At 62.9% G+C, this 22,930-nt stretch carries 19 protein-coding genes; 11 read left to right on the top strand and 8 right to left on the bottom strand.

Annotated elements, in window-relative coordinates; all coding sequences use genetic code 11:
• Complete coding sequence (locus Q362_RS0104470; protein ID WP_028317708.1) at positions 1 to 1,146, bottom strand: radical SAM protein; 1,146 nt, start codon at positions 1,144 to 1,146, stop codon at positions 1 to 3.
• Between the two features lie 195 nt (positions 1,147 to 1,341).
• Between Q362_RS0104470 and Q362_RS22010 the strand changes: the two genes are divergently transcribed.
• The 3 genes from Q362_RS22010 (at position 1,342) to Q362_RS19095 (ending at position 4,305) form a co-directional block, all read left to right on the top strand.
• Complete coding sequence (locus Q362_RS22010) at positions 1,342 to 1,869, top strand: NUDIX hydrolase (RefSeq protein WP_051553646.1); 528 nt, start codon at positions 1,342 to 1,344, stop codon at positions 1,867 to 1,869.
• 355 nt (positions 1,870 to 2,224) lie between these two features.
• Positions 2,225 to 3,208, top strand: coding sequence for a malate dehydrogenase (locus Q362_RS0104460; protein WP_028317707.1), 984 nt, complete (start codon positions 2,225 to 2,227; stop codon positions 3,206 to 3,208).
• 146 nt (positions 3,209 to 3,354) lie between these two features.
• Positions 3,355 to 4,305, top strand: a complete 951-nt coding sequence (locus Q362_RS19095; protein ID WP_035215538.1) for a LysM peptidoglycan-binding domain-containing protein — start codon at positions 3,355 to 3,357, stop codon at positions 4,303 to 4,305.
• Here Q362_RS19095 and Q362_RS19090 read toward each other — a convergent pair.
• The 4 genes from Q362_RS19090 to Q362_RS19080 form a co-directional block, all read right to left on the bottom strand.
• The gene (locus tag Q362_RS19090) at positions 4,302 to 4,979 is read right to left on the bottom strand and encodes an RluA family pseudouridine synthase (RefSeq protein ID WP_051553644.1); all 678 of its coding nucleotides are present in this window, start codon (positions 4,977 to 4,979) and stop codon (positions 4,302 to 4,304) included. The two genes, Q362_RS19095 and Q362_RS19090, sit on opposite strands and share 4 nt — an antisense overlap.
• Positions 4,976 to 5,623 carry a hypothetical protein gene (locus Q362_RS19085; RefSeq protein ID WP_245590156.1) on the bottom strand — a complete coding sequence of 216 codons (648 nt, stop codon included), beginning with the start codon at positions 5,621 to 5,623 and terminating at the stop codon, positions 4,976 to 4,978. Before Q362_RS19085 ends, Q362_RS19090 begins: the two co-directional genes overlap by 4 nt.
• 155 nt (positions 5,624 to 5,778) lie before the next feature.
• A complete protein-coding gene (locus Q362_RS0104440; RefSeq protein ID WP_028317706.1) occupies positions 5,779 to 5,979 on the bottom strand; it encodes a DUF2905 domain-containing protein in 201 nt (66 codons plus the stop codon).
• Entirely contained in the window at positions 5,976 to 6,887 is a 912-nt protein-coding gene (locus Q362_RS19080) for a DMT family transporter (protein ID WP_211248442.1), read from the bottom strand. The genes Q362_RS0104440 and Q362_RS19080 overlap by 4 nt, the downstream gene beginning before the upstream one ends.
• Positions 6,888 to 6,905: 18 nt before the next feature.
• On the opposite strand from Q362_RS19080, the gene Q362_RS0104430 reads away from it, so the two are divergent.
• The 6 genes from Q362_RS0104430 to pgeF all read left to right on the top strand — a co-directional run bounded on the left by Q362_RS0104430 (position 6,906) and on the right by pgeF (position 16,212).
• Positions 6,906 to 9,395: a hypothetical protein gene (locus tag Q362_RS0104430; protein ID WP_028317705.1), complete on the top strand. Its 2,490-nt coding sequence runs from the start codon at positions 6,906 to 6,908 to the stop codon at positions 9,393 to 9,395.
• Positions 9,396 to 9,403: 8 nt separating this feature from the next.
• A complete protein-coding gene (gene holA, locus Q362_RS0104425; protein WP_028317704.1) occupies positions 9,404 to 10,759 on the top strand; it encodes a DNA polymerase III subunit delta in 1,356 nt (451 codons plus the stop codon).
• A 204-nt stretch (positions 10,760 to 10,963) separates the two neighbouring features.
• On the top strand, positions 10,964 to 11,281 hold the full coding sequence (gene clpS / locus Q362_RS0104420) for an ATP-dependent Clp protease adapter ClpS (protein WP_084312274.1): 318 nt from the start codon (positions 10,964 to 10,966) through the stop codon (positions 11,279 to 11,281).
• Positions 11,282 to 11,351: 70 nt separating this feature from the next.
• On the top strand, positions 11,352 to 13,628 hold the full coding sequence (gene clpA / locus Q362_RS0104415) for an ATP-dependent Clp protease ATP-binding subunit ClpA (protein WP_028317702.1): 2,277 nt from the start codon (positions 11,352 to 11,354) through the stop codon (positions 13,626 to 13,628).
• 236 nt (positions 13,629 to 13,864) lie between these two features.
• Positions 13,865 to 15,376, top strand: coding sequence for a DUF3373 family protein (locus Q362_RS0104410; RefSeq protein WP_028317701.1), 1,512 nt, complete (start codon positions 13,865 to 13,867; stop codon positions 15,374 to 15,376).
• Positions 15,377 to 15,447: 71 nt separating this feature from the next.
• Entirely contained in the window at positions 15,448 to 16,212 is a 765-nt protein-coding gene (gene pgeF, locus Q362_RS0104405) for a peptidoglycan editing factor PgeF (protein ID WP_028317700.1), read from the top strand.
• Between the two features lie 35 nt (positions 16,213 to 16,247).
• Here pgeF and Q362_RS0104400 read toward each other — a convergent pair whose 3' ends face one another.
• Genes Q362_RS0104400 through Q362_RS0104390 form a run of 3 tightly spaced genes read right to left on the bottom strand, consistent with a single transcriptional unit; the run spans position 16,248 to position 19,426 of the window.
• Positions 16,248 to 16,979, bottom strand: coding sequence for an endonuclease/exonuclease/phosphatase family protein (locus tag Q362_RS0104400; RefSeq protein WP_028317699.1), 732 nt, complete (start codon positions 16,977 to 16,979; stop codon positions 16,248 to 16,250).
• Between the two features lie 18 nt (positions 16,980 to 16,997).
• The gene (locus tag Q362_RS0104395; protein WP_035215535.1) at positions 16,998 to 18,398 is read right to left on the bottom strand and encodes a tRNA nucleotidyltransferase/poly(A) polymerase-related protein; all 1,401 of its coding nucleotides are present in this window, start codon (positions 18,396 to 18,398) and stop codon (positions 16,998 to 17,000) included.
• A gap of 50 nt (positions 18,399 to 18,448) precedes the next feature.
• Positions 18,449 to 19,426, bottom strand: a complete 978-nt coding sequence (locus tag Q362_RS0104390) for an NAD(P)H-dependent flavin oxidoreductase (protein ID WP_028317697.1) — start codon at positions 19,424 to 19,426, stop codon at positions 18,449 to 18,451.
• 296 nt (positions 19,427 to 19,722) lie between these two features.
• Between Q362_RS0104390 and hisS the strand changes: the two genes are divergently transcribed.
• Positions 19,723 to 21,003: a histidine--tRNA ligase gene (hisS, locus tag Q362_RS0104385; RefSeq protein ID WP_035215533.1), complete on the top strand. Its 1,281-nt coding sequence runs from the start codon at positions 19,723 to 19,725 to the stop codon at positions 21,001 to 21,003.
• A 96-nt stretch (positions 21,004 to 21,099) separates the two neighbouring features.
• Positions 21,100 to 22,887 (top strand): aspartate--tRNA ligase, encoded by a 1,788-nt coding sequence (aspS, locus tag Q362_RS0104380; protein WP_028317695.1) that lies wholly within the window; start codon positions 21,100 to 21,102, stop codon positions 22,885 to 22,887.
• Positions 22,888 to 22,930: the final 43 nt, after the last annotated feature.

Below are 22,930 nucleotides of genomic sequence, written 5' to 3'. Positions count from 1 at the left end.
TCAGATGAACCGTTTGCTCAGCTCGGCGCAGATCGCATCGACATTCGCAGGGGTAGCCGACCACCGCTCGACATGCCCCTGGGCCTGCCGCCGCAACAGCGGATCGCGGCAGTCGTCGAGCCGCCGGAACAGTCCGGTCCGCCGTCCGATCCGGTAGAGCACCTGCTCTTCCGGGGCCATGGCCAGAAACCGGTGAATCACGGCCGTCATCCGGTCGCGGTCGTCGGGCAGGACGCCGTCGATTTCCTCGAAAAGATTGAGGATATGGTCGCTTGTGATCCGGCTGGTGATGCCGGCAAGCGCCTGCAGGAAGAGGAGCAGTTCCTCGGCGATCTCCAGGTCGCCGAGCGGATCGAAGCTGCCCTCGGCCTGCTCGCGGGCCAGGGGCAGGCCGGCGGGCAACGCCAGGGTGCGCAGGCGGATGAAGTCCGGGTCGATGCGGTTGAGGGCCTCGGCGCTGTCCAGGGCGTGCTGCCGCGATAGGGCGCGCCCGCCGAGGCCGGGCATGAAATATTCGGAAAGCTCGATTCCGGCCGCTTTCACCTTGCGGCCCGCCGCCACATGGGTGGCCTGATCCGCGCCCTTGGCCACCCTGGCCAGCACGGCATCGCATCCCGATTCGAGGCCAATATGGACGCGGTTGAGGCCGGCGGCGGCGATACGGACCAGATCGGCCTCGTCGATGCGGGCGATGGTCCGGGAACGGGCGTAGGAGGTGATTCGCTCGATGGTGGGAAAGGATGCCCTGAGATGGGTGAGGATGGCGATCAGGTGGTCCGGCTTGACGATCAGGCTGTTCGAGTCCTGGAGAAAGACGGACCGGGCGCCGGCTGCCAGCCAGGTGCGGGCCGCGTGCAGGGCCGGCCAGTCGTTTGCCGCCGGGTTCGGACCGGGAACGGGTCCACCGGCTTCGCCGCCCGTCCCGTGCCGGCGCAGAACATCCATCCAACGGCGGATCGCGTCGATGTCGCGCAGAACATGGTGCACCGGCCGCTGACTGAACCGCTCGCCCTTGTACAGACCGCAGAAGGTGCAGCGGTTCCAGGGGCAGTTGCGGGTCACCCGGATGAACAGGCTGTCACTCTCGCTGGGCGGCCGGATCGGCCCCTGTTCAACCCCCAGATACGGTTCCCCGGTCGTGGTCATGCCCGCTTCTCCCGTTATGGTTGTTTTTGTCCCGGCCACCGCCGCCATATCCGCATAAACCGCACCGGCACTTCGGCTCCTTCACGCCCGGCGCGCATCTCCTGCGTCAATCGCACGCACATACAAAAAAAGGGCCGCCTCTCCATGCAATCGGCTGCTGGCGGGGTGGAAAATAATTTGCTATAGAGGAACATTATGAACTCTGCATGCCAAACCGAAGCGGCCGTGGCCACCATCATCTCCCGTCGTCCGACCCCCGAAGTCCTGGTGCTCAAGCGCAAAGCCAATCCGGACGATCCCTGGTCGGGCCACTACGCCTTCCCCGGCGGGCGGCGCAACGACGACGATTGTTCCCTGCTGGACACCTGCATCCGCGAAACCTACGAGGAATGCGGCATCCTGCTCTCCACCCGCTACCTGGTCAAGCAGTACCCGGTGCGCCAGGCCGGCAATTATCTCAACCAGCCGGTACCGGTGACCCCCTACCTGTTCGAGCTGCCCGAAGAGCCGGCCATCCGGCTGCAGAAGGCGGAGATCAGTTGCCACGAATGGCTGGATCTCGACTATGTCGGCGATGCGGACAACGTTATCGAGCGGCCGATGAGTCCGCGCCGCCCCGGCATTTTATACCCCTGCATCCCGGCGACGGAAGGGTTCATCTGGGGGTTCACCTACGAAACCCTGATGCTGGTGATCGCCGACCGTTACCCTCGTAGTTCCTGAAAAATACAGTGGGCGCACCGGGCGCCTCCCGCCGCAAAGAGCGCTTGACTTTTTATCCGTTGACTTGTATCAATATCGGCGGATTTGAGAGGGGATTTGTCTCTTTGGCCGGAGCGTTCAAGAATTCTGCACAGTTCTTTCGTCTCCCGGAAGCGGGGCCGCCCGCTTCCCGTTCGGTCTTTTCGGACCACTTCCAGCATGTTCCTGTTCTCCATGTCCAGCGTCAGACCTTGCTTCACCCGATGTGCCACTTCTTGATCGATATCCTGAACCCAGGAAGCGAAGAGTAACGCCACGGTAGATTATCAATTGTTTTGGTCTACTAATTGTTCGATTCAACCACAAGGAGAAACAAATGAAAGCACCCGTACGTGTAGCAGTAACCGGAGCTGCCGGCCAGATCAGCTATTCCCTCATTTTCCGTATCGCCAGCGGCAGCATGCTCGGCCCGGACCAGCCCGTCATCCTCCAGCTTCTGGAGATCCCGCCGGCCATGGGCGCTCTCCAGGGCGTGCTCATGGAGCTCAATGACTGCGCCTTCCCGTTGGTCGCCGGCGTCATCGCCACCGACGATCCCAATGTCGCCTTCAAGGATGTCGATTTCGCCCTGCTGGTCGGTTCCCGTCCCCGCGGTCCGGGCATGGAGCGTTCCGATCTGCTCAATGCCAACGGCGCCATCTTCACCGTCCAGGGCAAGGCCCTGAGCGACAACGCCAAGCCCGATGTCAGAATCCTGGTCGTCGGCAATCCGGCCAACACCAACGCTCTGATCTGCATGAAGAACGCTCCGAAACTCAATCCGCGCAACGTGACCGCCATGATGCGCCTGGACCACAACCGGGCCATGTCGCAGATCGCCGAGAAGACCGGCACCCATTCCACCAAGGTTGAGAAGGTCATTGTCTGGGGTAACCACTCCTCCACCCAGTATCCGGACATCAGCTATGCCACCGCTGACGGCAAGGCCGTGAAATCCCTGGTCAACGACGAGTGGAACAAGAACGAGTTCATTCCGACCGTGCAGCAGCGCGGCGCCGCCATCATCAAGGCCCGCGGCGCTTCCTCCGCCGCTTCCGCCGCTTCCGCCGCCGTCGATCACATGAGAAACTGGGCCCTGGGCAGCAACGGCCAGTGGGTCAGCATGGGCGTTTACAGCAAGGGCAACCCCTACGGCGTGGACGAGGACCTGATCTTCGCCTTCCCGATCGTTTGCGAAAACGGCGACTGGAAGATCGTTCCCGGTCTGGAAATCAGTGACTTCAGCCGCGAAATGATCAAGAAGACCGAAGCCGAGCTGCAGAGCGAAAGAGCCGCGGTCACCGATCATATCAAGAAATAATCGACTCGTCGGCTGACGACGATGACTTGAGGGGCGCTCTTGCGGGCGCCCCCTTTTTTTTGTCCCCCGGCCGGTCCCCCGTCTTGACAAGAGGATCGGAAGGCCGTTACGCTCCTTGCATCCCCCTTCTTGCACGGAGTTCTCCAGTGGAACACATGACCGTCACAGCCATCCGGAACCTGCTCGCGGCCGGCCGGGTCGTGGAGGCGCAGGCCCTGCTCACGGCGGCGGGGCCTACCGATGACAGCGAAGAACTGCGCGGCAGTGTCGCCGAAATCGAGCAACGGCTGACCCGGGCGGCAGCGCTGGCGACCCGGGCGGAAACAATGGAGCGCGAAGGGAAGAGCGGGGAAGCCAAGGCGCTGTACGAAGCGGTGTTGCTCTGTGCCGCCGATTTTCCCGGCATCCGGGAGCAGATCAAACGCATGGACGAGGCCCTGCTGCTCACCCGCGCGGTGCAGCGGAGGGGCAAGCGGCTCCGGCAATCGCAGCCCGCCGGGGAAGACGGCGCCAGCAAACGTACCCGCCTGCTGCCCTGGGCCGGCCTGGGGGCAGGATTGGCGGTCGCGGCCCTGCTGCTGGTTCCAGTGGCGTTCCGGCCGCCGCTTCCGGAAAAGGGCGTGGCGACGGCGACGGTCCCGGCGATCGTGCCGCAGTCCGTCCCCTCTGCAGCCGCACCGCCACCGACGACACCCGCGCCCCAGGACGAGCCGATCCCCCCGCAGCCGGTCGCGGTCGAGATCCGGCCGTTCGCCGCCGACCCGGAGGCGGCGCAACCAACCCCTCTCCCACCCGAGCCAACGGAAGCGCCTGCGCGGGAATCATTGCCGCCGCAGGAGTCCCCGCCGCAGGAAGACGGACAACAACAGCCCCATCCGCCCGCGGCCACGCCCACCGGGGAACAGCCCGCCACTCTCTATACCGTGCGCCCCGGCGACTCCCTCAGCCTGATCGCCGAGCGCGAGTTGTGCAATGAATTGGCCTGGCAGCAGCTCTACCAGCTCAACCGGGACCGGATCGCCACCCCCAACAGGTTGCTGCCCGGCATGGTCCTGCGCTTGACCGGCCTGGAAAACCGGTGTCCGCCGGCGCGCTAGGACTCGCTCCAATCGGCGAGTTGGACGCCGGCAAAGGAGGGGAACGAGGCAAAGGTCAGTCGCTGTCCGGTCGCCGGGTGATCGAACCGCAGCCAGGTGGCATGGAGGAAGAGCCGCTCGCCGGGCCGGCCCGTGCCATAGAGCCGGTCGCCGACGATGGGGCTCCCCAGGCCCAAGGGGTGGCCGGCATGCAGCCTGAGCTGGTGCGTCCGCCCGGTCAGTGGCGTGAACAGCACCAGGGTGCGGCCATCCCGTGCCTCGATTTTCCGCCACCGGCTGATGCCCAGCTTGCCCTGGACCGGATCGTAGACCTGATACGGCCGGTTTTCCGGATCGAGCCGGAAACGCAGGGCGATCTCCCCGGCCTCGCCGGTCACCATCCCATCGAGGAGGGCGAGATACCGCTTGTCCACCCGCCGTTCGGCGAACTGGCGGGACAGATGCGCGTGTGCCTCTCGGGTCAGGCCCAGCACCATCAGACCCGAGGTGTCCATGTCGAGACGGTGCGCGGCCGGCTGTTCGATGCACTGCGGCACCAGCGCCCGCACCCGGCTGGCCACCGAATCCCGCTTGTCCGGCCCGCGGCCGGGAACGGCCAGCAGACCGCCGGGTTTGTCGACCACCACGATTTCCTGGTCCCGATACCGGATGTCCAGCGCCTCCTGCCCGCTCATGTCAGGCCGCACAGTTGGAAGCCCAGGATCTTGCCGCATTTGGCGGAACAGGCCGGATACAACCGGCCGTGCGTTCTCGTGGCCGAGGCGTTGCTGGCCCCCCAGTAGAATTCGGCCATGGCCTCCGGCCGCAGGCCGCTCAGCATCGCCTGCTGGAGCAGTTTCGGGCCGCAGCAGTCGCCGGTTCCCGCCGGCGGCGCTCCCGGGCCGAGAAAGGCATCGACCAGCGGCAGCGTCTCGCCGCGGAAGTTGCGCAACCGGTAGAGATCGTGGATGGAGCGCATCAGTTGCCGCGAAAGACTGCGCCGCTCCCGGCAATGCCGACGATATGCGTCCGATTCCCTGGGCAGGAGCGCCATGGCCGCGCCCAGACCCTTGATGGCCTGCTCGGGCTGCCGGGTCAGCGCGGCCAGGGCGGCCACATCGACCAGGGGGCCCGCCCAGCCGGGCACCTGCCACACCCCGTTGAACTGGCCGGAAAAAGCGCGCAGTATCACCTGCTCGCCCTGGCCGTTCCGGCAGCACAGCACCCCGAACATCTTGCCGCCGGCCTGGCCGAACAGGGAATCGGTGGCGCAGCGGGGATCAGCCGTGGTCCGCGGCAGATGCCAATCGATCCGCCCATGGGCATGCAGCAGGTCCATCAGGACAGTGCACTCCTGCCGGGCCGGCGCCGAGGGCAAAAAATGGACGGTACGGCAGCGCCGGCACCAGCCGCCGCTGACCGGCGCCCCATGTTCATGGAACTCCTCCGGGGGCGAATCGACGGAGGAGGACAATGCAGCCCGCCGGAACACGACTACTTCCGGAAGAGCCAGAACAAAATGGTGAGCACGATGCTGACCACGATGCAACTGGTGATCGGGAAAAAGAAGCGGACGTTGTCGCGGACAATAAAGATATCGCCGGGCAGCCGGCCAAGCGGCAGGGTGCGCAGCCACGGCCAGAGCAGACCGGCCACGATGCAGCCGATGCCGAGAAAGATCAGGGTTCTGTTCATGCCGCTTCTCCCTTTCTGCACTTCATTTTCCCGATCTCCTGGCTGAGCAGGACCCCGGCAAACACCAGGCCGCAGGCCAGCCACTGCCACAAGGTCAGCCGCTCGTCGAGAAGGAAAAAGCCGAGGACGATGGAAAACACGGGGATCAGGTTGACGAAGGCCGATGCCTGACTCACCGGGATGCGGCTGATGCCGTAATTATACAGCCCATAGGCCCCGACGCTGACCACGGTCCCGAGATAGAACACCACCAGCCAGCCGTTCGCCGACAGGGAAGTGGCCCGCACCGAGGGCAGCAACAGGACCGGGGCGAAAAACAGGGCACCGGCAAGGGCCTGCAATCCGGTGAGAAAAAAAGGATGGAGTTCTTTACTTAGCTGTTTCATTAGAATACTATAGCCCGCTGCACAGACCATGGCCATGAATTCGAGGAAGTTGCCCAGCAGGGGGTGCGGCGCCTGCGCGGTGTCCCGGCCGCCCAGGCCGAGCCAGACCGCTCCGCCCGCCGCTGCGGCGAAACCGACGACGGTCCGGCTGGTGAGCCGTTCGCCCAGAAAAAGACCGGCGTTCAGGGCCACGAGCAGCGGCAGCATGGCCGTGATCATCGCGGCCTGGGAAGCGGTCGTATGGATCAACGCCGCCGATTCGAACGAAAAGTAGAGGCAGGGCTCAAGCGTGCACATCGCCAGAATCGGCAGGACATGCCGCCGACGCAGCCCCATGCGGGTGAACGAGCGCGCAAAGGGAAGGAAACAGAGCGAAGCGATCGCCATCCGTCCGAAAATGACCATCAGGGGATGCATCTCCTGAAAACTGTACTTCAACGCCACAAACGAACTGCCCCACAGGGCCATCGCCAGCACCAGCGCCAGAAAGGGCACCATTCGTTGCAACCCGACAGATTCCATCAACCCACAGTCCACATCATGCACGCTCACACGCTCTTTTGCCGGAAGAACCGGCGCACTCCCCGCATCCTGCCGTTGCTGGTCACCCTTGCCCTCCTGGCCGCCTGCCCGGCCGCCCCCGTTCGCGGAGCCGGCCCGGCGCCCAGTCAGGCCAGCGCCCAGCTCAACCTGACCAGCGCCAGTCAAACCATGGAGATCTACCAGAATATTCCCGGATTGACCAGCCAACAGGTCGAATACGGCCGGGCCGCCATCCCGAGGATGAACTATAACGCCCAGCGCATCTTCCGCAAGATCTGCGGCCTGCCCGGCGCCACCTTCGAACACGCCAAGGCAGCGATCGATCTCCTCAACCGCGAACGATTCACCTACGAGCAGGTGCAGACCTACGAGGCCTTCGCCGGTCTGGACTCGGTCGATATCAACCTGGGCATGTCCAGTCTCGCCACGGTCAAAAATCTGGGTTTCGAGGCGGGCCGGTCCTTCCGCAGCTACGTCAGCATGCCGGGCGTGACCGCCGCCCTGGCCATGCCCATGATCTCCCTGTTCAACAACATGAATGACGACAACAACCGGGCGGCCCAAGCCTATTTCTCCATCAAGGGCATGCGGGCGGACCTAGCGCAGAAGGGCCTGCCCGTCCTGATGCGGCTCAGGAACAATCAGGCCAAGGCAGCGGAGACCTATGCCAGGGTGCCGGGCATGGACCACGAAACCATGCTCGACGGCCTGGAACTGCTCCAGAAGCTGTATCAGAACGATGCCTGGAACGCCCGCTGCCTGTTCACCGACACCTCGCTCTCGCCCCGGGACGCCTGGAACTGGCTGGTCGGCTACTTCGCCCTGCCCACCAACATCCAGGAAGCCCAGTACGACAAGCTCGACAGCCGCCAGAAAACCGTGCTGCTCCAGGGACTGTACAAGGGCGGCGAGGAAATCATCTGGAAGATCAACAACCTCCACGCCGTGACCGACGCCAACGGCTACGAGATCTCCGATGCCACGCTGAGCAGCTATTCGATGCAGCAACTCCAGGCCAAGTTCAACGAGCTGGTACCGTCGGTCCGGGCCCGTTACAGCGGCTTTGCCGGCGCAGGCAAGGGGCAGGCCGTCGCCATGCTCAAACAGGCCACCTCGGCCGCCCGCGTGCAGACCGCCCGCGATCTGACCGTAGCCAACGCCTATGCCGTCATGGCCCAGGGCAGCGAACTGTACGACTCCTCCTTCCGCGATATTCTGGTGCCGGTGCTTCAGGAACGCATCGCCGGCAGAAACCAGGGAGATCTGCTCGGTTTCCTCAAGTCGATCGATCCGGGCAACCGCCTGATCTCGGATTTCATCTCCAGTTGCGCCCAGAAGGGCAAACTGACCGCCTTCTTCCCCGCCGATTCCGACAAGCAAAAGGAAATCCTCAGCCTGGTCGCCGCCTCGGCCTTCCGGAACGAGGATTCGATTCTGCTCTTCTCGGCGACCCTGAGCCATCTCCTCAAGGTGCTCACCCCCGAGGCCCGGTCGCACCTGATCGGCCTGATGGCCCAGAACAGCGAGGCTGAAAACGCCGCCTTCTCCAAGCTGGTGACCGTCATCCTGCAGTATTACCTGCAAACCTATCCGGAACTGCTCGGCCCCTCGGACCGCACCCTCATCAGCCGGTTGATCGTCCGCCACGGCGCGGTCAATCTCGAGCGCTACCAGTTGACCCCGTTTGCCGAATGGAAACAGGACGGCCGCCTTGGCTCGGTCTCCATGTTCCATCCCGACGACGACGGGCGGCAATCCTTCATTTCCAACGCCAACCTGCTGCTCAACAGCGGCTACAGACTGGTACCCTCCCAGCAGTATACCGTGGCTTCGCTGACGCCCGCTTTCCAGCAGGAGATTCAGCAGATGACCGGCGCCGGCCTGACCAGGCTGTTCCAGGCCATGCGCGAGCGCCATTTTGCCGTGGCCTTTGTCAAGCAGGTCGGCAACGTCACCATCGTGCACACCCAGTTCGTCTATTCCGACATGGAAAACCAGATGGAGATGCTCCGGCGCTTCATACAATCCGGGGACGAGATGCTGGCCCAGCGCGGCCACAGCTACTGGCGCTCGGAGCAGATCATCGAACCGCTGACCAAGCTGATCGAGGGAGGGCAGGTGACCGAGGCCGACCTGCGCGGCAAGCAGCGCTTCCTCAGCCTCGGGTCCTGCGGCGGCGTCAAGGTCTACACCAGCCTGACCCGGCTGTTTGCCAGCTCGGTGGATATCCTGGCCACCATCGGCACCGGCCTGGCGCTGATCAACGATCCGTACAACAAAATGTTCTTCGAGATCATCGCCGCCAATCCGTCCACCATCACCTGGAAGGGCGTGGCCCAGCAATCGTCCTCGATCTTCCAGGGCGACCGGGGGCAGGATTATCTGATGCCCGGCTCCCTGACCGCCATTCTGCACAAGATCCTGGACGAAACCCAGCAGGCTTCGGGCACCATGAGCCGTAACCGTTTCGAACGCCCCCGGAGCTGAGGCGGGACATGGCGCTCTACACCCGCGAACAATTGCCCGAACTCCTGATTCGGGCAGCCGACCGCCCTTCGCGGGTGTTCCTGCTGTTCGGCGAGCGCTACCTCTGCCGGACAGCGGCGGACCAGTTGGAGCAGGCACTGCTGCGGGAATGCGGCGGCACCGTCCACCCCATCGACGGCGACCAGGAGGAGATCAGCGCCACCCTGGCCAAATTGCGGAGCTTCACGCTGCTGCCGGGACGCCAGCTCTACCGGGTGACCGATACCCGGCTGTTCCATTCCCGCCAGGTCGCCAAATCCATCTGGGACCGGGCGGTCAAGGCCCATGCCGAGGCCAAGCCGGAACAGGCGGGACGCGCCCTCCGCGCCCTCTTGGCCAGCGGCGGGCTCGATCCCCAGTCGCCTGACAACGAGTTGGCGACCCTCCCGGCCGCCGAGTGGCAGCAGTGTTTCGGCTTCGCCCGGCCCGACGGCGACCTGAACTGGACCCGCACCTGTCTCGCCGCCGGCGGGGCAACCGGCTCGGCAGTCTCGTCGGGATCGGATCCCGGCGATCTGCTGGCCGCTGTGCTGGCCACCGGCATTCCGGCGGGCAATGTGCTCCTCCTTCTGGCCGAAGAGGTCGACAAGCGGAAGAAACTGTTCAAGTTGCTCAGGGACGAGGAGACGGTGGTCGATCTCAGCGTGGAGTCCGGTTCCGGCGCCAAGGCCCAGAAGGAGCAGCGGGCCGTGCTCCAGGATCTGATCCGGCAGACCCTGGTGGAAGAGGGCAAGACCATGGCCCCGGCCTTGCTCGATCTCCTCATTGACCGGGTCGGCTTCCATCCGGTGGCGGTGATCATGGAACTGCGCAAGGTGACGACCTACCTCGGCGACCGCGGCCAGATCACCCGCGAGGATCTCGATCTCCTTGTCGGCCGGACCCGCCAGGAGGCCCTGTTCGAACTGACATCCGCCCTTGCCCGCCGAGATCTGGAGCACTCCCTGGTCATTGCCGACCGGCTCCAGGACAACGGCATCCATCCCCTGGCGGTGGTGGCCACCCTGCGTAACTTTGTCCGCGGCCTGCTGCTCTGCCGGGCGCTGATCGAGCAGCCGGACACAGGGTTTCAGCCGACCATGACCGCCGCAGCCTTTCAGCAGACCTGCCTGCCCCGCCTCAAGGAACGGGACCGGTGGAAAAAGGAACTCGGCGGCCATCCCTTTGCCCTCTACATGCAGTGCAAGACCGCCGCCGGTTTTTCCCTGCCCACGCTCGCCACCTGGCTGCATCTCCTGCTCCGGGCCGAATTGCGCCTCAAGGGCTCGCCTGTCGCCCCGGCCACCATCCTCCAACACTTGGTGGTATCGTTCCTTTCTCATTAGCCGCAAAAGAGAGGCGAGCCCGCCGGCTGATCTTGCAAAAACTAAAGCGGGCATTACAATACGAAAAAAGATTATCGTTGCCCGGCGGGCAGTGGCGATGGTCATCGCGGATTCGTTCACCCGCCCTCTCCGCACTATCCGGGAATACGGCAGACACCGGGGAGCGGCCCGAATTCTTTCCCCGTTTGCAATGATGCAGTGAGCATGGCGAAACACGATTCGTTCATCCAGGATAAAGTCGAAACCATTGACCAGGAGTCCCTGCAGGAACCGCCTCTCTACAAGGTGCTGTTGCACAATGACGACTACACCACCATGGATTTCGTGGTCATGGTCCTGCAGACGGTCTTTCACAAGGATACCGACGAGGCCACCCGGATCATGCTGAACGTTCATCATCAAGGGGTAGGAATCGCAGGGATTTATACACGCGAAATCGGGGAAACCAAGGTGGCGATCGTCCACCGGATGGCGAAACGGAATCAATTTCCGCTCCGCTGCTCGCTGGAAAAGGACAGTTGAACACGCATGGCCAGACATCGTTTCCTCCGTGGCATCGGCGGGAGATGTCTTTTGATCGAGGACACAGCATATGTTGAGTAAAGAGTTGGAACTTGCCCTGATCAAAGCGATCAAGGAAGCGAAAAATCACCGCCACGAGTATGTCACCGTCGAACACATGCTCTACGGGCTGCTCCACGACGACCTTGCCCGCCACATCATCGACAAGTGCGGCGGCAACAACAACACCCTCAAGGAACGGCTCGAGCGCTTTTTTGAAACCAGCATGCCGGTGATGAAGAGCGCCGACAGCGAACCGGCCCAGACGGTGGCCTTCAACCGGGTGCTGCAACGGGCGGTCAGCCATGTCCAGAGCTGCGGCAAGAAGCAGGTCGACACCGGCGACGTCCTGGTCTCCATCTTCACCGAGCCCGATTCGCACGCGGTCTATTTTCTCGGCAGCGAAGGGGTCGGCCGCATGGAGGTGGTGGAATACATTTCCCACAGCCTGCCGGAATATCTGCAGAACGAACCGCTGCGGCAGCCGCCTCCCGGCCAGCCGCAGCCATCCAGGAAGAAGCAGGACACCAAGCCGGCCGATGCCCTGGACGAATTCACCGTCAATTTCGCCAAAAAGGCCGCCGAGGGCGCCATCGACCCCCTCATCGGCCGGGATCGGGAGCTGCACCGGATGATGCAGGTTCTCTGCCGGCGAAAGAAAAACAATCCCCTGCTGGTGGGTGAACCGGGGGTCGGCAAGACGGCCATGGCCGAGGGACTGGCGCTTCGCATCCACGAGGACGGCGTCGCCCGGCGCGAACTGCACCCGGACCCGAAAAAGCTGGTGCCCGACCTGCTCCAGGATGCGGAGATCTACATGCTTGACTTGGGTACCCTGGTGGCCGGCACCAAGTACCGCGGCGATTTCGAGAAACGGCTGAAGGAGGTGGTGGCCGCCATCGAAAAGAAGGAGAAAGCCGTTCTCTTCATCGACGAGATGCACACCATCATCGGCGCCGGCGCCACCAGCGGCGGCTCGATGGACGCCTCCAACCTGCTCAAGCCCGCCCTCCAGGCCGGCACCATCCGCTGTATCGGCTCCACCACCTACGAGGAATACAAGAACCACATCGAAAAGGATCGGGCCTTGTCGCGCCGTTTCCAGAAGATCGACATCGACGAACCCTCGGTGGACGATACCACCAAGATTCTGCGCGGCCTCCAGTCCCGTTACGAGGAGCACCACCAGATCCGCTACAGCCGGGCCGCCGTCGAGGCCACGGCCGAGCTGGCGCACCGGTACATCAACGACCGCTACCTGCCGGACAAGGCCATCGACGTGCTCGACGAGGTCGGTGCCTTTTTCCGCCTGAACGGCAGGACCGGCCGCACGGTCGGGGTCCGCGACGTCGAACAGATCGTCTCCAAGATCGCCCGGGTGCCGGTCACCAGCAAGGTCGGCAGCGACACCAGCGAACTCCTCCACCTGGAAGACAAGCTAAAATCGGTCATCTTTGGCCAGGATGAGGCGATCGAGGCCCTGGTGAAGGCGGTCAAGCGGTCACGGGCCGGTCTGGGCAACCCGCAGGCACCGACCGGCTCCTTCCTGTTCGCCGGCCCCACCGGTGTCGGCAAGACCGAGGTGGCCCGGCAGCTGGCGGCCTCCCTCGCCGTCCATTTCGAGCGTTTCGACATGAGCGAATACATGGAGAAGCACGCGGTGGCCCGGTTGATCGGCGCGCCTCCCGGCTACATCGGCTTCGACCAGGGCGGCCTGCTGACCGACGCCATCCGCAAGCATCCCTACACGGTGCTGCTGCTCGACGAGATCGAAAAGGCCCATCCGGATGTCTTCTCCATTCTCCTCCAGGTGATGGACCATTCCACCCTCACCGACAATGCCGGCCGCCGTGCCGATTTCCGCAACGTCATCCTGATCATGACCACCAATGCCGGCGCCCGCGAAATGAGCGAGAGGGCCATCGGCTTTCTGGGGGATGCCAAGGGCAGGGAGCAGAAGGTGCTCAAGGATCTCTTCTCGCCCGAGTTCCGCAACCGGCTGGACGCCACCATCACCTTCTCGGCCCTGGAACCCGCCACCGTGGAAAAGGTGGTCGACAAGATGGTGCTGGAACTGCAGCAGCAGCTGGCCGGCAAGAAAGTGACGATCACCCTGAGCTCCTCGGCCCGCACCTGGCTGGCCAAGGAAGGCTACGAACCCGCCTTCGGGGCGCGGCCGCTCCGCCGGCTGATCATGAAGGAGATCGGCGACGTCCTCACCGAGGAAATTCTGTTCGGCAACCTCACCAAGGGCGGCAAGGTGCACATCGACCGGAAAAAAGACAAAACCACTTTCTCCTACCTGTAAATTCCCCTCCTCCAAGCCGGGCGGCACTGCCGTCCGGCTTTTTTTGCCGCATCGTCCGGTTTCATTTTTTCTCTCCGTTGCTGTGCAATTGACATTCCCCGTCAAGCACGATAGATACTGTTGGCGTGAATTCAGGAATCTTACCTATTTTCATTGCCAAGGATCTCGTGACGCGGGCTGTCAGCGCGAACGCATTGGCGGGCCCGGACGCGGGACGCGCATGAAAGGGAGGGAACATGGTGAAAAAAATTGCCTCACTGGCCGCTGTCGGACTTGTTGCCTTACCGGCCTTTGCCGTTGCCGCCGATGGCCGGAGCCAGGCAGACCTGGAACGCAAGATCGAGGCACTGGAGCGGCAACTGGAAGAGCTGAAAGCCCAGGTGGGCAGGCAGAACGAAACCATCACCCAATACGGTGACAAGGTCGACAGCATGGATACCATGCTCGAAGAAAAATCGGAAAAATGGGATCTCGCTTCCCGTTTCCAGTTTGACGGCGATTTCAGGGCCAGGGGAGATTATTACAAGGCGGACAATCTCTTTGCCGCGGGAGGCGACCAGGAAAACGACACCATTCTCACCAACCGGCTCAGGCTCAACATGCGGGTCAAGGCGACCGAGGATGTCGAATTCAAGGGCCGCCTTGCCATGTACAAGGCCTGGGGCATGGAATCCACCCCGGACGGCCTGGGCGGAGGGTTCCCCATTTTTGACGGCAACACCACCCGCACCCCCGACGACAGCGCGCTGTACGTCGACCGTGCCTTTATCAACTGGAACAATATCGGCGGCGCGCCGGTCTGGTTCTCCATCGGCCGGCGGCCCACCTCTGACGGTCCGCCCGCCCAGCTCCGCATGAATTACGAGGAGCGGATGGCGACCCCGGTGGCCTACATGGACTATCCTTTTGATGGCCTTTCTCTGGGATACGGCTATGATTGGGACAACGACGCCCTGGGCGAAGGCCGGATTCGCTTCTGCTATGGTCGCGGCTTCGAGAGCGGCCTCCAGTCCGACACCGATCCCCTCTGGAACAACGACACGGATTTTGCCGGATTCAGTTGGGATGTGTTCAAGCAGGGCCCGCGTTTTCTCAATGTCCAGGTTTTCGGCGCCTTCAATCTGTTCAACTATCCCGCCTTCAGCAGCGATTTCGTCAATTACGGCGCCGCCTTTCCTCCGGATGAAGGCGGCTATGGCGTGAGGAAAAACGTCGGCAATATTTACCACACCAGCGCCGTCTACATGGATAAACACAAAGACCTCAACTACTTCGTCGCCGGGGGCTGGAGCCGGACGGATCCCAACGACAACGGCATGTTCAACGATCCTTTCAGCGGGACGAACAACACCGGCTCTGAAAACGGGTATTCGTTTTACACCGGCATCCGCTACGACATGGACAATATCGGCCTCAGGATCGGCGCGGAATACAACTATGGTTCGCAATACTGGGTTTCCTTTTCGCCCGGCCACGACGATATCTACATGTCGAAACTGGCGACCCGGGGTAGTGCCTACGAACTCTACCTGATCTACGATCTCCCCACCGGCGAGGCGATCTCGAAATTCGCCAAGACCTTCATCCGGCTGGGCTGGCAGTATTACGACTACGATTATTCCGGTTATTTCGACTGGAACATGAAGCCCTACGACCTGGGTAGCGAGCAAGCCCAACTCCAGATGCTGGGACAGAACCCGGTTGAAAGCGCCAATCAGGTCTACCTGACCTTCGAGGCCTATTTCTGATGTACGGGCGATCCTGTTCCCGAATACAAAAGGAAGGCTGAAAAGCCTTCCTTTTGTATCGATGAGGCCCCATGCGCCTGCACCAATCGCCGCTTCCCCATTACACCAGCCTCCTGCTGCCCGTGCCCCACGGCATGTTCACCTGCGCCGGCGGCACGAGCGAGCCGCCGTTCGCCTCCCTCAACCTCAGCCATTCCGTCGGCGACCAGGCCGAACGGGTGCACGCCAACCGGGCACGCGCTCTGGCGGCTCTGGGCCTGCGCCATCTGGTCTCGGTCCGCCAGGTCCATGGCGACCGCATCCTCCGGGTCGACGACCGAAAATATTTCCAGGAGGAACCTGAAGGCTACGACGCCCTGATTACATCCCTGCCCGACACCGGCGTCTTGATCCAGCAGGCCGACTGCCAAGCCGTCCTGCTCGCGGCGCCGGCAGCGGGGATCGTCGCCGCCATCCACTGCGGCTGGCGCGGCAGCGTGCTCGATCTCATCGGCAAGACCATCCACTGCCTGCACGCCGAGTACGGGATCGCCCCAGCCAGCCTGCGGGCGGCCATCAGCCCATCCCTGGGGCCCTGCTGCGCCGAGTTCATCCATTACCGCAAAGAGCTGCCCGCCTGGATGCACGCCTTTCAGGTCCGGCCGCACCACTTCGACTTCTGGAGCATCAGCCGCAGGCAACTGCTCGACGCCGGCGTTCTCCCCGAACACATCGACGTGGCCGGCCTGTGCACCCGCTGCAATCCGCAGTTTTTCTCCTACCGCCGCGCCCGCACGGCGACCGGCGGCGTCACCGGCAGAAACGGCTCCTTCATCGGCCTGCCGCCCACCGTTTGAGGCAAAACCTCACCGAACGGGCCTCCGGCTTCCGATCACAACACAAAATCGCAGATCAGGGGGGCGTGGTCGGAATAGGTCACCGGCGGAATCTGGAACTGAACCACCTTGAGTTCCGGACTGTGGAGAATGAAATCGAGTTCCCGCTTCGGGGCGCGACTGGGGTAGGAGGGTTTTTTCTCCGGATTGGCGCTGACCAGACCGGTGGCGCCGAGAAACAGCTCCAGCTCCCGCATGCCCCACAGCACATTGAAATCGCCGGCCAAAATCATCGGCCGGTCGACCGAGCGGATCAGTTTGTACAACCGTTCCAACTGATACTGCCGGTTGCGGTAGGTCAGGGAGAGGTGGACGAGGAAAACGGTGAGGTGTTCGGTGCAGACCTGGATGACAAGGCGCTTGACCCCTTCGTCGAAATAGTGGAAGCGGTGACTGACAATCGGCATCCGGGTGAGCACGGCATTGCCCTGTTCCCTGAGCAGGGGCAATCTCTGCACCATCGAACCCGAGCCGTACTTGGTCTCGACAACATGATAATATCCCAACTGCCTGGCGATCATCTCCGCCTGGCACAGCCGGTCGGTACGAAACGAGCCGCCATCGACCTCGACCAGCCCCATGACATCGGGCTGCACGGCGGCGACAAATTCGACGATTTTATCGAAATTTCCGCGGGAACGCCGCAGGTAGCCGGCGTAGGGAAAGGGAAAGTGGAAACGGCCGCCCTGCCCCGTGGCATAGCGGATATTATAGAGCAGAAATCGCAATGGGTTCCTCCCGGCCGGTCACTCCTGGGAACGACGCAGGCCGAAGACCCCGGTCTTGATGCTGCTGAAGGCGGGATTCATGCCGCTTCGGCCCTTGCTCCTGGCGCCGCCACCGCCGCCTTCCGTGATCGGCGGCATCGCCGCCACCACCTCGACCTCTTCCGTACGCTCGACCACGAACCGCTCGGTTTTCACGGCAGGGATCCCCTGCGACTCCAGATAAATATCATAAAAACGGGAGCAATCCCGGTAATAGCTTTTTTTCTTCAGCCATTTGGGATCGTTCCCCTGGCTGCGGGCGTGGTGGAAGGTCGGAAGGTTGACCAGCAAGGTGGTCAGGGATTCCTTGGCCATGCGCTGCACATTGAACGGCTCGCCAAAGGCCGTGTCGACCTCCTCGCGGATGGCGCGGGACAAGAGATGAAAGCCCGCCCCGCGCACATTGGTCTCCGGCAGGTCGAACCGCTCGCAGGCCCAGGGCAGCAGCAGCGCGGCAAAGAGCAGGTGTTCGGGAATCTTGACCGGCTCCTCCCCTTCGCGTCGGGCATGGAGCCGGTCCAACACGGTGAAAACCCGCACCAGTTCGTGGCGGATCCGTTCGCCGTGCTCCCCTTCGAGCAAGGACGCATAGAGGGGAAAGAGCGTGGTCCACAGGCCAGAGACCATGCACAGCTCGGCCCAGGGCCGGCTGGCCCCGGATTGCAGGTCCTTCAGCACTTCGTCGCGGATGCGCGAGGGCGGGCACAGGCCCAATTTGTCCTTGTGGTCCCGCAAGGCGGCAAAGGTTGCCTCTTCGATGGCGAATCCCGTCCGGGCGGCATGGCGGACCACCCGCATCATCCGCACCGGGTCCCTGGTGAACCGCCGGTCCGGGTCGCCGACCACCCGGATGATCCCCTCGTCGAGGTCGCGCACGCCGCCGGTGTAATCGATGATGGTGTGGTGTTCGATCTCGTAGAACAGGGAGTTGATGGTCAGGTCACGGCGGAAGGCATCCTCTTCCAGGGTGCCGAAGGTGTTGTTCGACGGCAGCACCTGCTCCTCGCCGTCGATGTCGTACTCGCTGCGCGACCGGAGGGTCGACACCTCGATGATCTTGTTGCCCCGGAAAAAGACCTGCACCAGGCGAAACCTGCGGCCGATGGTGCGGCTGTTGCGGAACATCTGCCGCAACTGGCCGGGACGGGCGTCGGTGGAAATGTCAAAATCCTTGGGAGTGCGGCCAAGGTAGAGATCGCGCACCCCCCCCCCCACCAGGTAGCCCTTGAAGCCGGCGTCGCGAAGGCGGTACAACACCTTCAGCGCTTCCCGGTCAAGCTGGTGTTCGCGGATGGGGTGCTCCGACTCGGGAATCACCCTGGCATGCGCCACGCCGCTTGCATCCTCAACGAATGCCTGTTCGAGCGACTCAACTGTCATACAAGCTGAGAAAAAGGGAACCTTGACGGATCACGCCGGCCAAACACCACTCAGTAGGCGGCGCACTTTTCCTTGTACACCGACTCCGCCGCCTTGACGAAGCTGTCGAAAATCTCCCTGACCGAAAGGATTTCTTTCATCTTGAAGGTATTGGCACCGGAGAAGACCAGGCCGTTTTCGACATCGCCGCTGAACGCCGCCATCAGGCGTTCGCTGATGCAGTATTTGTAATTGCATTTCTTCAGGCATTGGAAGAGGCATTTCTTGGCCGCAATGTCTTCATTGTTCAGCATCTTGTCGACGAAAGGCGTCTTGATCGCCCGGCCGGGCATGCCCACCGGCGAGGACACCAGAACAATATCCTCCTTTTTGGCCTTCAGAAACGCCTGCTTGAAGGCATCGGACACCGAGCACTCCTTGCTCAGCACGAAGCGGGAGGCGACCTGCACGCCGTCGGCACCGTATTTATCCATCATTTCCGCCATCTCGAAGCCGTCGGTAATGCCGCCGGCGGCGATCAGGGGGATCTTGGAGATGACCCTGCGGATCGAGGGAAAAAGGTCGCGCAATGAAATATCGGTGCCGAGATGGCCGCCGGCCTCGGTCGCCTCGACAATCACCGCCGACGCGCCCAGCTTTTCCGCCAGACTGGCCAGACCGGGCGACGACACGATCGACACGATGGGGATGTTGAACCGCTTGCCGATCTTGAAGATGTCGCGGGAAAATCCGGCCCCGGTGATGATCATGTCGGCGCCCGCCTCGATGGAGCCCATCACCAGATCGTAGAAATCCTTCATCGCGTACATGATGTTGACGGCAATGATCCCCTTGGTGGCATTCTTGGCCTTGCGGATATCCTCCTGCAGCTCGGGCACCGGGATGCCGGAACCGCCGATGGTGCCGATACCGCCGCATTCGGCGACCGGCACCGCCAGGGCGGATGTCGATACCCGGATGGACATCCCCCCCTGGATAATCGGAATTTTTGCGATGAACGAACCTATTTTGAGTTCTGGCAGTTTCATTCAAGCCTCTTGGTCGTGTGTTGCTTTCAGAAAAAAAATCGAAAATATTGCGTATCCCCGATGGCCGTCCGCATCAAAAGCAGAAAGAATGCCGGGCTCACGCTCATTTGTCAAGCATGGAGACCGGTTTGCCGTCGGATACGGAGAATATGCATATCTTAAACATTCTACCACAACCAGACCACATCGGCTTGACTTTTCACCCCTTTCTCGATTAGATTTTATAATTTTTCCGGCACGGGCGCCACGGGTGAAGCGCACGCGGTGCCGCGCACGCGGTTTTTCTGGAGTATATCTTGAAAATTCAAGCAATCAACGGGTTCAAAGACATCCTACCCGAGGCCGTCGGCCGGTGGCAGTCCATCGAACAACGGGCACGGGATATTTTCGAACGGTTCGGTTTCCAGGAGATCCGGATGCCCATCCTGGAAAAGACCGAACTTTTCGTTCGTTCCATCGGCGAGGCCACCGATGTGGTGGAAAAGGAAATGTATACCTTTGCCGACAAGGGCATCACCATGCGGCCCGAGGCCACCGCCTCGATCATGCGCGCCTTCATCGAGCACGGCCTCCATGTGCAGCAGCCGGTGCAGCGCCTCTACACCATCGGCCCGATGTTCCGGCACGAGCGGCCGCAAAAGGGCCGCCTGCGGCAGTTTCATCAACTGGACGCCGAAATCATCGGCGCGGCCGAGCCCCGGGTCGACGCCGAGCTGATCGCCATGGGCCGGATGCTGCTGGACGAACTGGGCCTGACCGTCAGCCTGGAACTGAACTCCCTGGGGTGCCCGGTCTGCCGGCCGCCGTTCAAGGAGCGGCTGGTCGCCTTCCTCGAACAGCGGCGCGAGGTTTTGTGCGACGATTGCCAGCGCCGCACCCGCACCAATCCGCTGCGGGTGCTCGACTGCAAGAAACCGTCCTGCCGCGCCGTGGTCCAGGAAGCGCCCTCGCTGCTGGAAACGCTCTGCCCCGACTGCGACCGCCATTTCCTCGAAGTCCGCACCGCGCTGGAAGAACTGCGCATCCCCTTCCGCATCAACCGGTTCATGGTCCGCGGCCTCGACTATTACACCCGCACCACCTTCGAGTTCCTCACCACCGATCTCGGCGCGCAGGCAGCCGTCGGCGCCGGGGGGCGCTACGACGGCCTGATCGAACAACTGGGCGGTCCGCCGCTCTCCGGCATCGGTTTCGCCATGGGTCTGGAACGCCTGGTCCTGCTGATGGAGCAGCAAGCCAACAATTCGCTTGCGGCCCCGAGCACGGATCTCTTCGTGGCCGCCCTCGGCACCGCCCTTCTCGCCCCTTGCGGCCAGTTGGTTCATGCCCTGCGGCAGCAGGGCGCCAAGGCGGCCATCGACTACAGCGGCCGCAGCCTCAAGGCGCAGCTCAAGCAGGCTGGCCGGAGCAACGCCCGCTTCACCCTCATTGTCGGCGAGGACGAATGGGCGCGGGGCGAGGCGATCCTCCGTGACATGCGGACCCAGGAACAGCGGACTTTTACCCTGAACGGCTCCCCCGAGGAGCAGGCGCGGCGTCTGCTCGCTCTGGTGGGGACGGCCGCAACCTCTGGCTGAGCGCAGATGCACGGCACAGCAGCCAACCGGCCTTAGAACAGCTACCTTCCGGGACAACCTCGAAGCGGTCCCGGCCTATCATACGGAGAACGAAACATGGAATCAATGGGAGCGCTGCGGCGCACACACACCTGCAACGACCTCGGCCTGGGCGACATCGACAGGGAAACCACCCTCATGGGCTGGGTGCTCCGCCGCCGGGACCACGGCGGGGTCATCTTCATCGACCTGCGCGACCGGTGGGGCGTGACCCAGGTGGTCTTCAACCCCGAGGTCAGCGAGGCGGTGCATGCCAAGGCCCATCAACTGCGTAGCGAATGGGTGATCGCCGTGCGCGGCCAGGTGGTCAACCGCCCGGAATCCATGGAAAACACCAAGCTGGCCACCGGGGCGATCGAAGTCTTTGTCCACGAACTCCGCATCCTCAACAGCAGCGAGACCCCGCCCTTTCCTCTCGACGAAGAAATTGAGGTCTCCGACACCCTGCGGTTGCAATACCGGTATCTCGACCTGCGCCGGCCGGAGATCGCCAGCAACATCATCCTCCGCCACCAGGCCATGCAGACCGTGCGATCCTATCTCAACCGCCACGACTTCCTCGAGATCGAGACACCGATGCTCACCCGCTCCACCCCGGAAGGGGCCCGCGACTACCTGGTGCCGAGCCGGGTCAATGCGGGCAAGTTCTACGCCCTGCCCCAGTCGCCGCAGCTGTTCAAGCAGTTGCTGATGGTTGCCGGCATGGACCGCTACTATCAGATCGTCAGATGTTTCCGCGACGAAGACCTGCGCGCCGACCGCCAGCCCGAATTCACCCAGATCGATATGGAGCTGAGCTTCGTCACCGAGGACGACATCATCGCCCTGGTCGAGGGGATGATCAGCGACCTGTTCTCCGCCGCCCGTTCCGTCGAACTGCGCCCTCCCTTTGCGCGGATGACCTATGACGAGGCCATGCGCCGCTTCGGCACCGACCGACCGGACACCCGCTTCGGCCTGGAGTTGGTGGACCTGACCGACATTGTCCGGGGCTGCGGCTTCAAGGTCTTCCAGGCGGCGGTGGAAAAGGGCGGCGTGGTCAAGGCGATCAACGCCAAGGGCTGCGGGCAGTTCTCGCGCAAGGATCTCGACGATCTCACCGAGTATGCCGGCCGTTTCGGCGCCCGCGGCATGGCCTGGATCAAGATCAAGGACGACGAGTGGCAGTCGCCGATCACCAAGTTCTTCAGCGCAGACGAGATCGCCGCCATGAGCCGAGCCCTCGATGCCCAGCCCGGCGACCTCATCCTCTTCGGCGCCGACAAGGCCAAGACCGTCCATCAGGTGCTCTCCGAACTGCGGCTGGAGCTGGCGCGGCGGCTGGAACTGGTCGACAACGGCGTGTTCAACTTCCTCTGGGTGACCGACTTCCCGCTGCTCGAGTACGACGAGGAGGAAAAACGCTACACCGCCGTGCACCATCCGTTCACCGCACCCAACGAGGACGACCTGCCCCTGCTGGCCACCGACCCCGGCGCGGTCAAGAGCCGGGCTTATGATCTGGTGCTCAATGGCAACGAGATCGGCGGCGGCTCGATCCGCATCCACAGCCCGGCCATGCAGCAGACCGTGTTTATGGCCCTGGGCATCGGTGAAGAGGAGGCCAAAGAAAAATTCGGTTTTCTCCTCCGGGCCCTGGAGCACGGCGCCCCGCCGCACGGCGGCATCGCCTTCGGCGTCGACCGCCTGATGATGCTGCTGACCGGCTCGACCTCCATCCGCGACGTCATCGCCTTCCCCAAAACCCAGAAAGCCACCTGTCCGCTCACCGATGCCCCTTCTTCCGTGTCGCGCAAGCAGTTGACCGAACTGCACCTGCGGCCCGACTGGAAGGAGAAAAACTAGGGCGGTTCAGCGCAACCACCGTCGCGCCGCATCGCGGTCCGTT

Source organism: Desulfobulbus elongatus DSM 2908, assembly GCF_000621145.1.
GTDB lineage: Bacteria > Desulfobacterota > Desulfobulbia > Desulfobulbales > Desulfobulbaceae > Desulfobulbus > Desulfobulbus elongatus.
The sequence above is the reverse complement of the archived record's forward strand: the minus strand, read 5'-3'. Positions and strand labels throughout refer to the sequence as shown.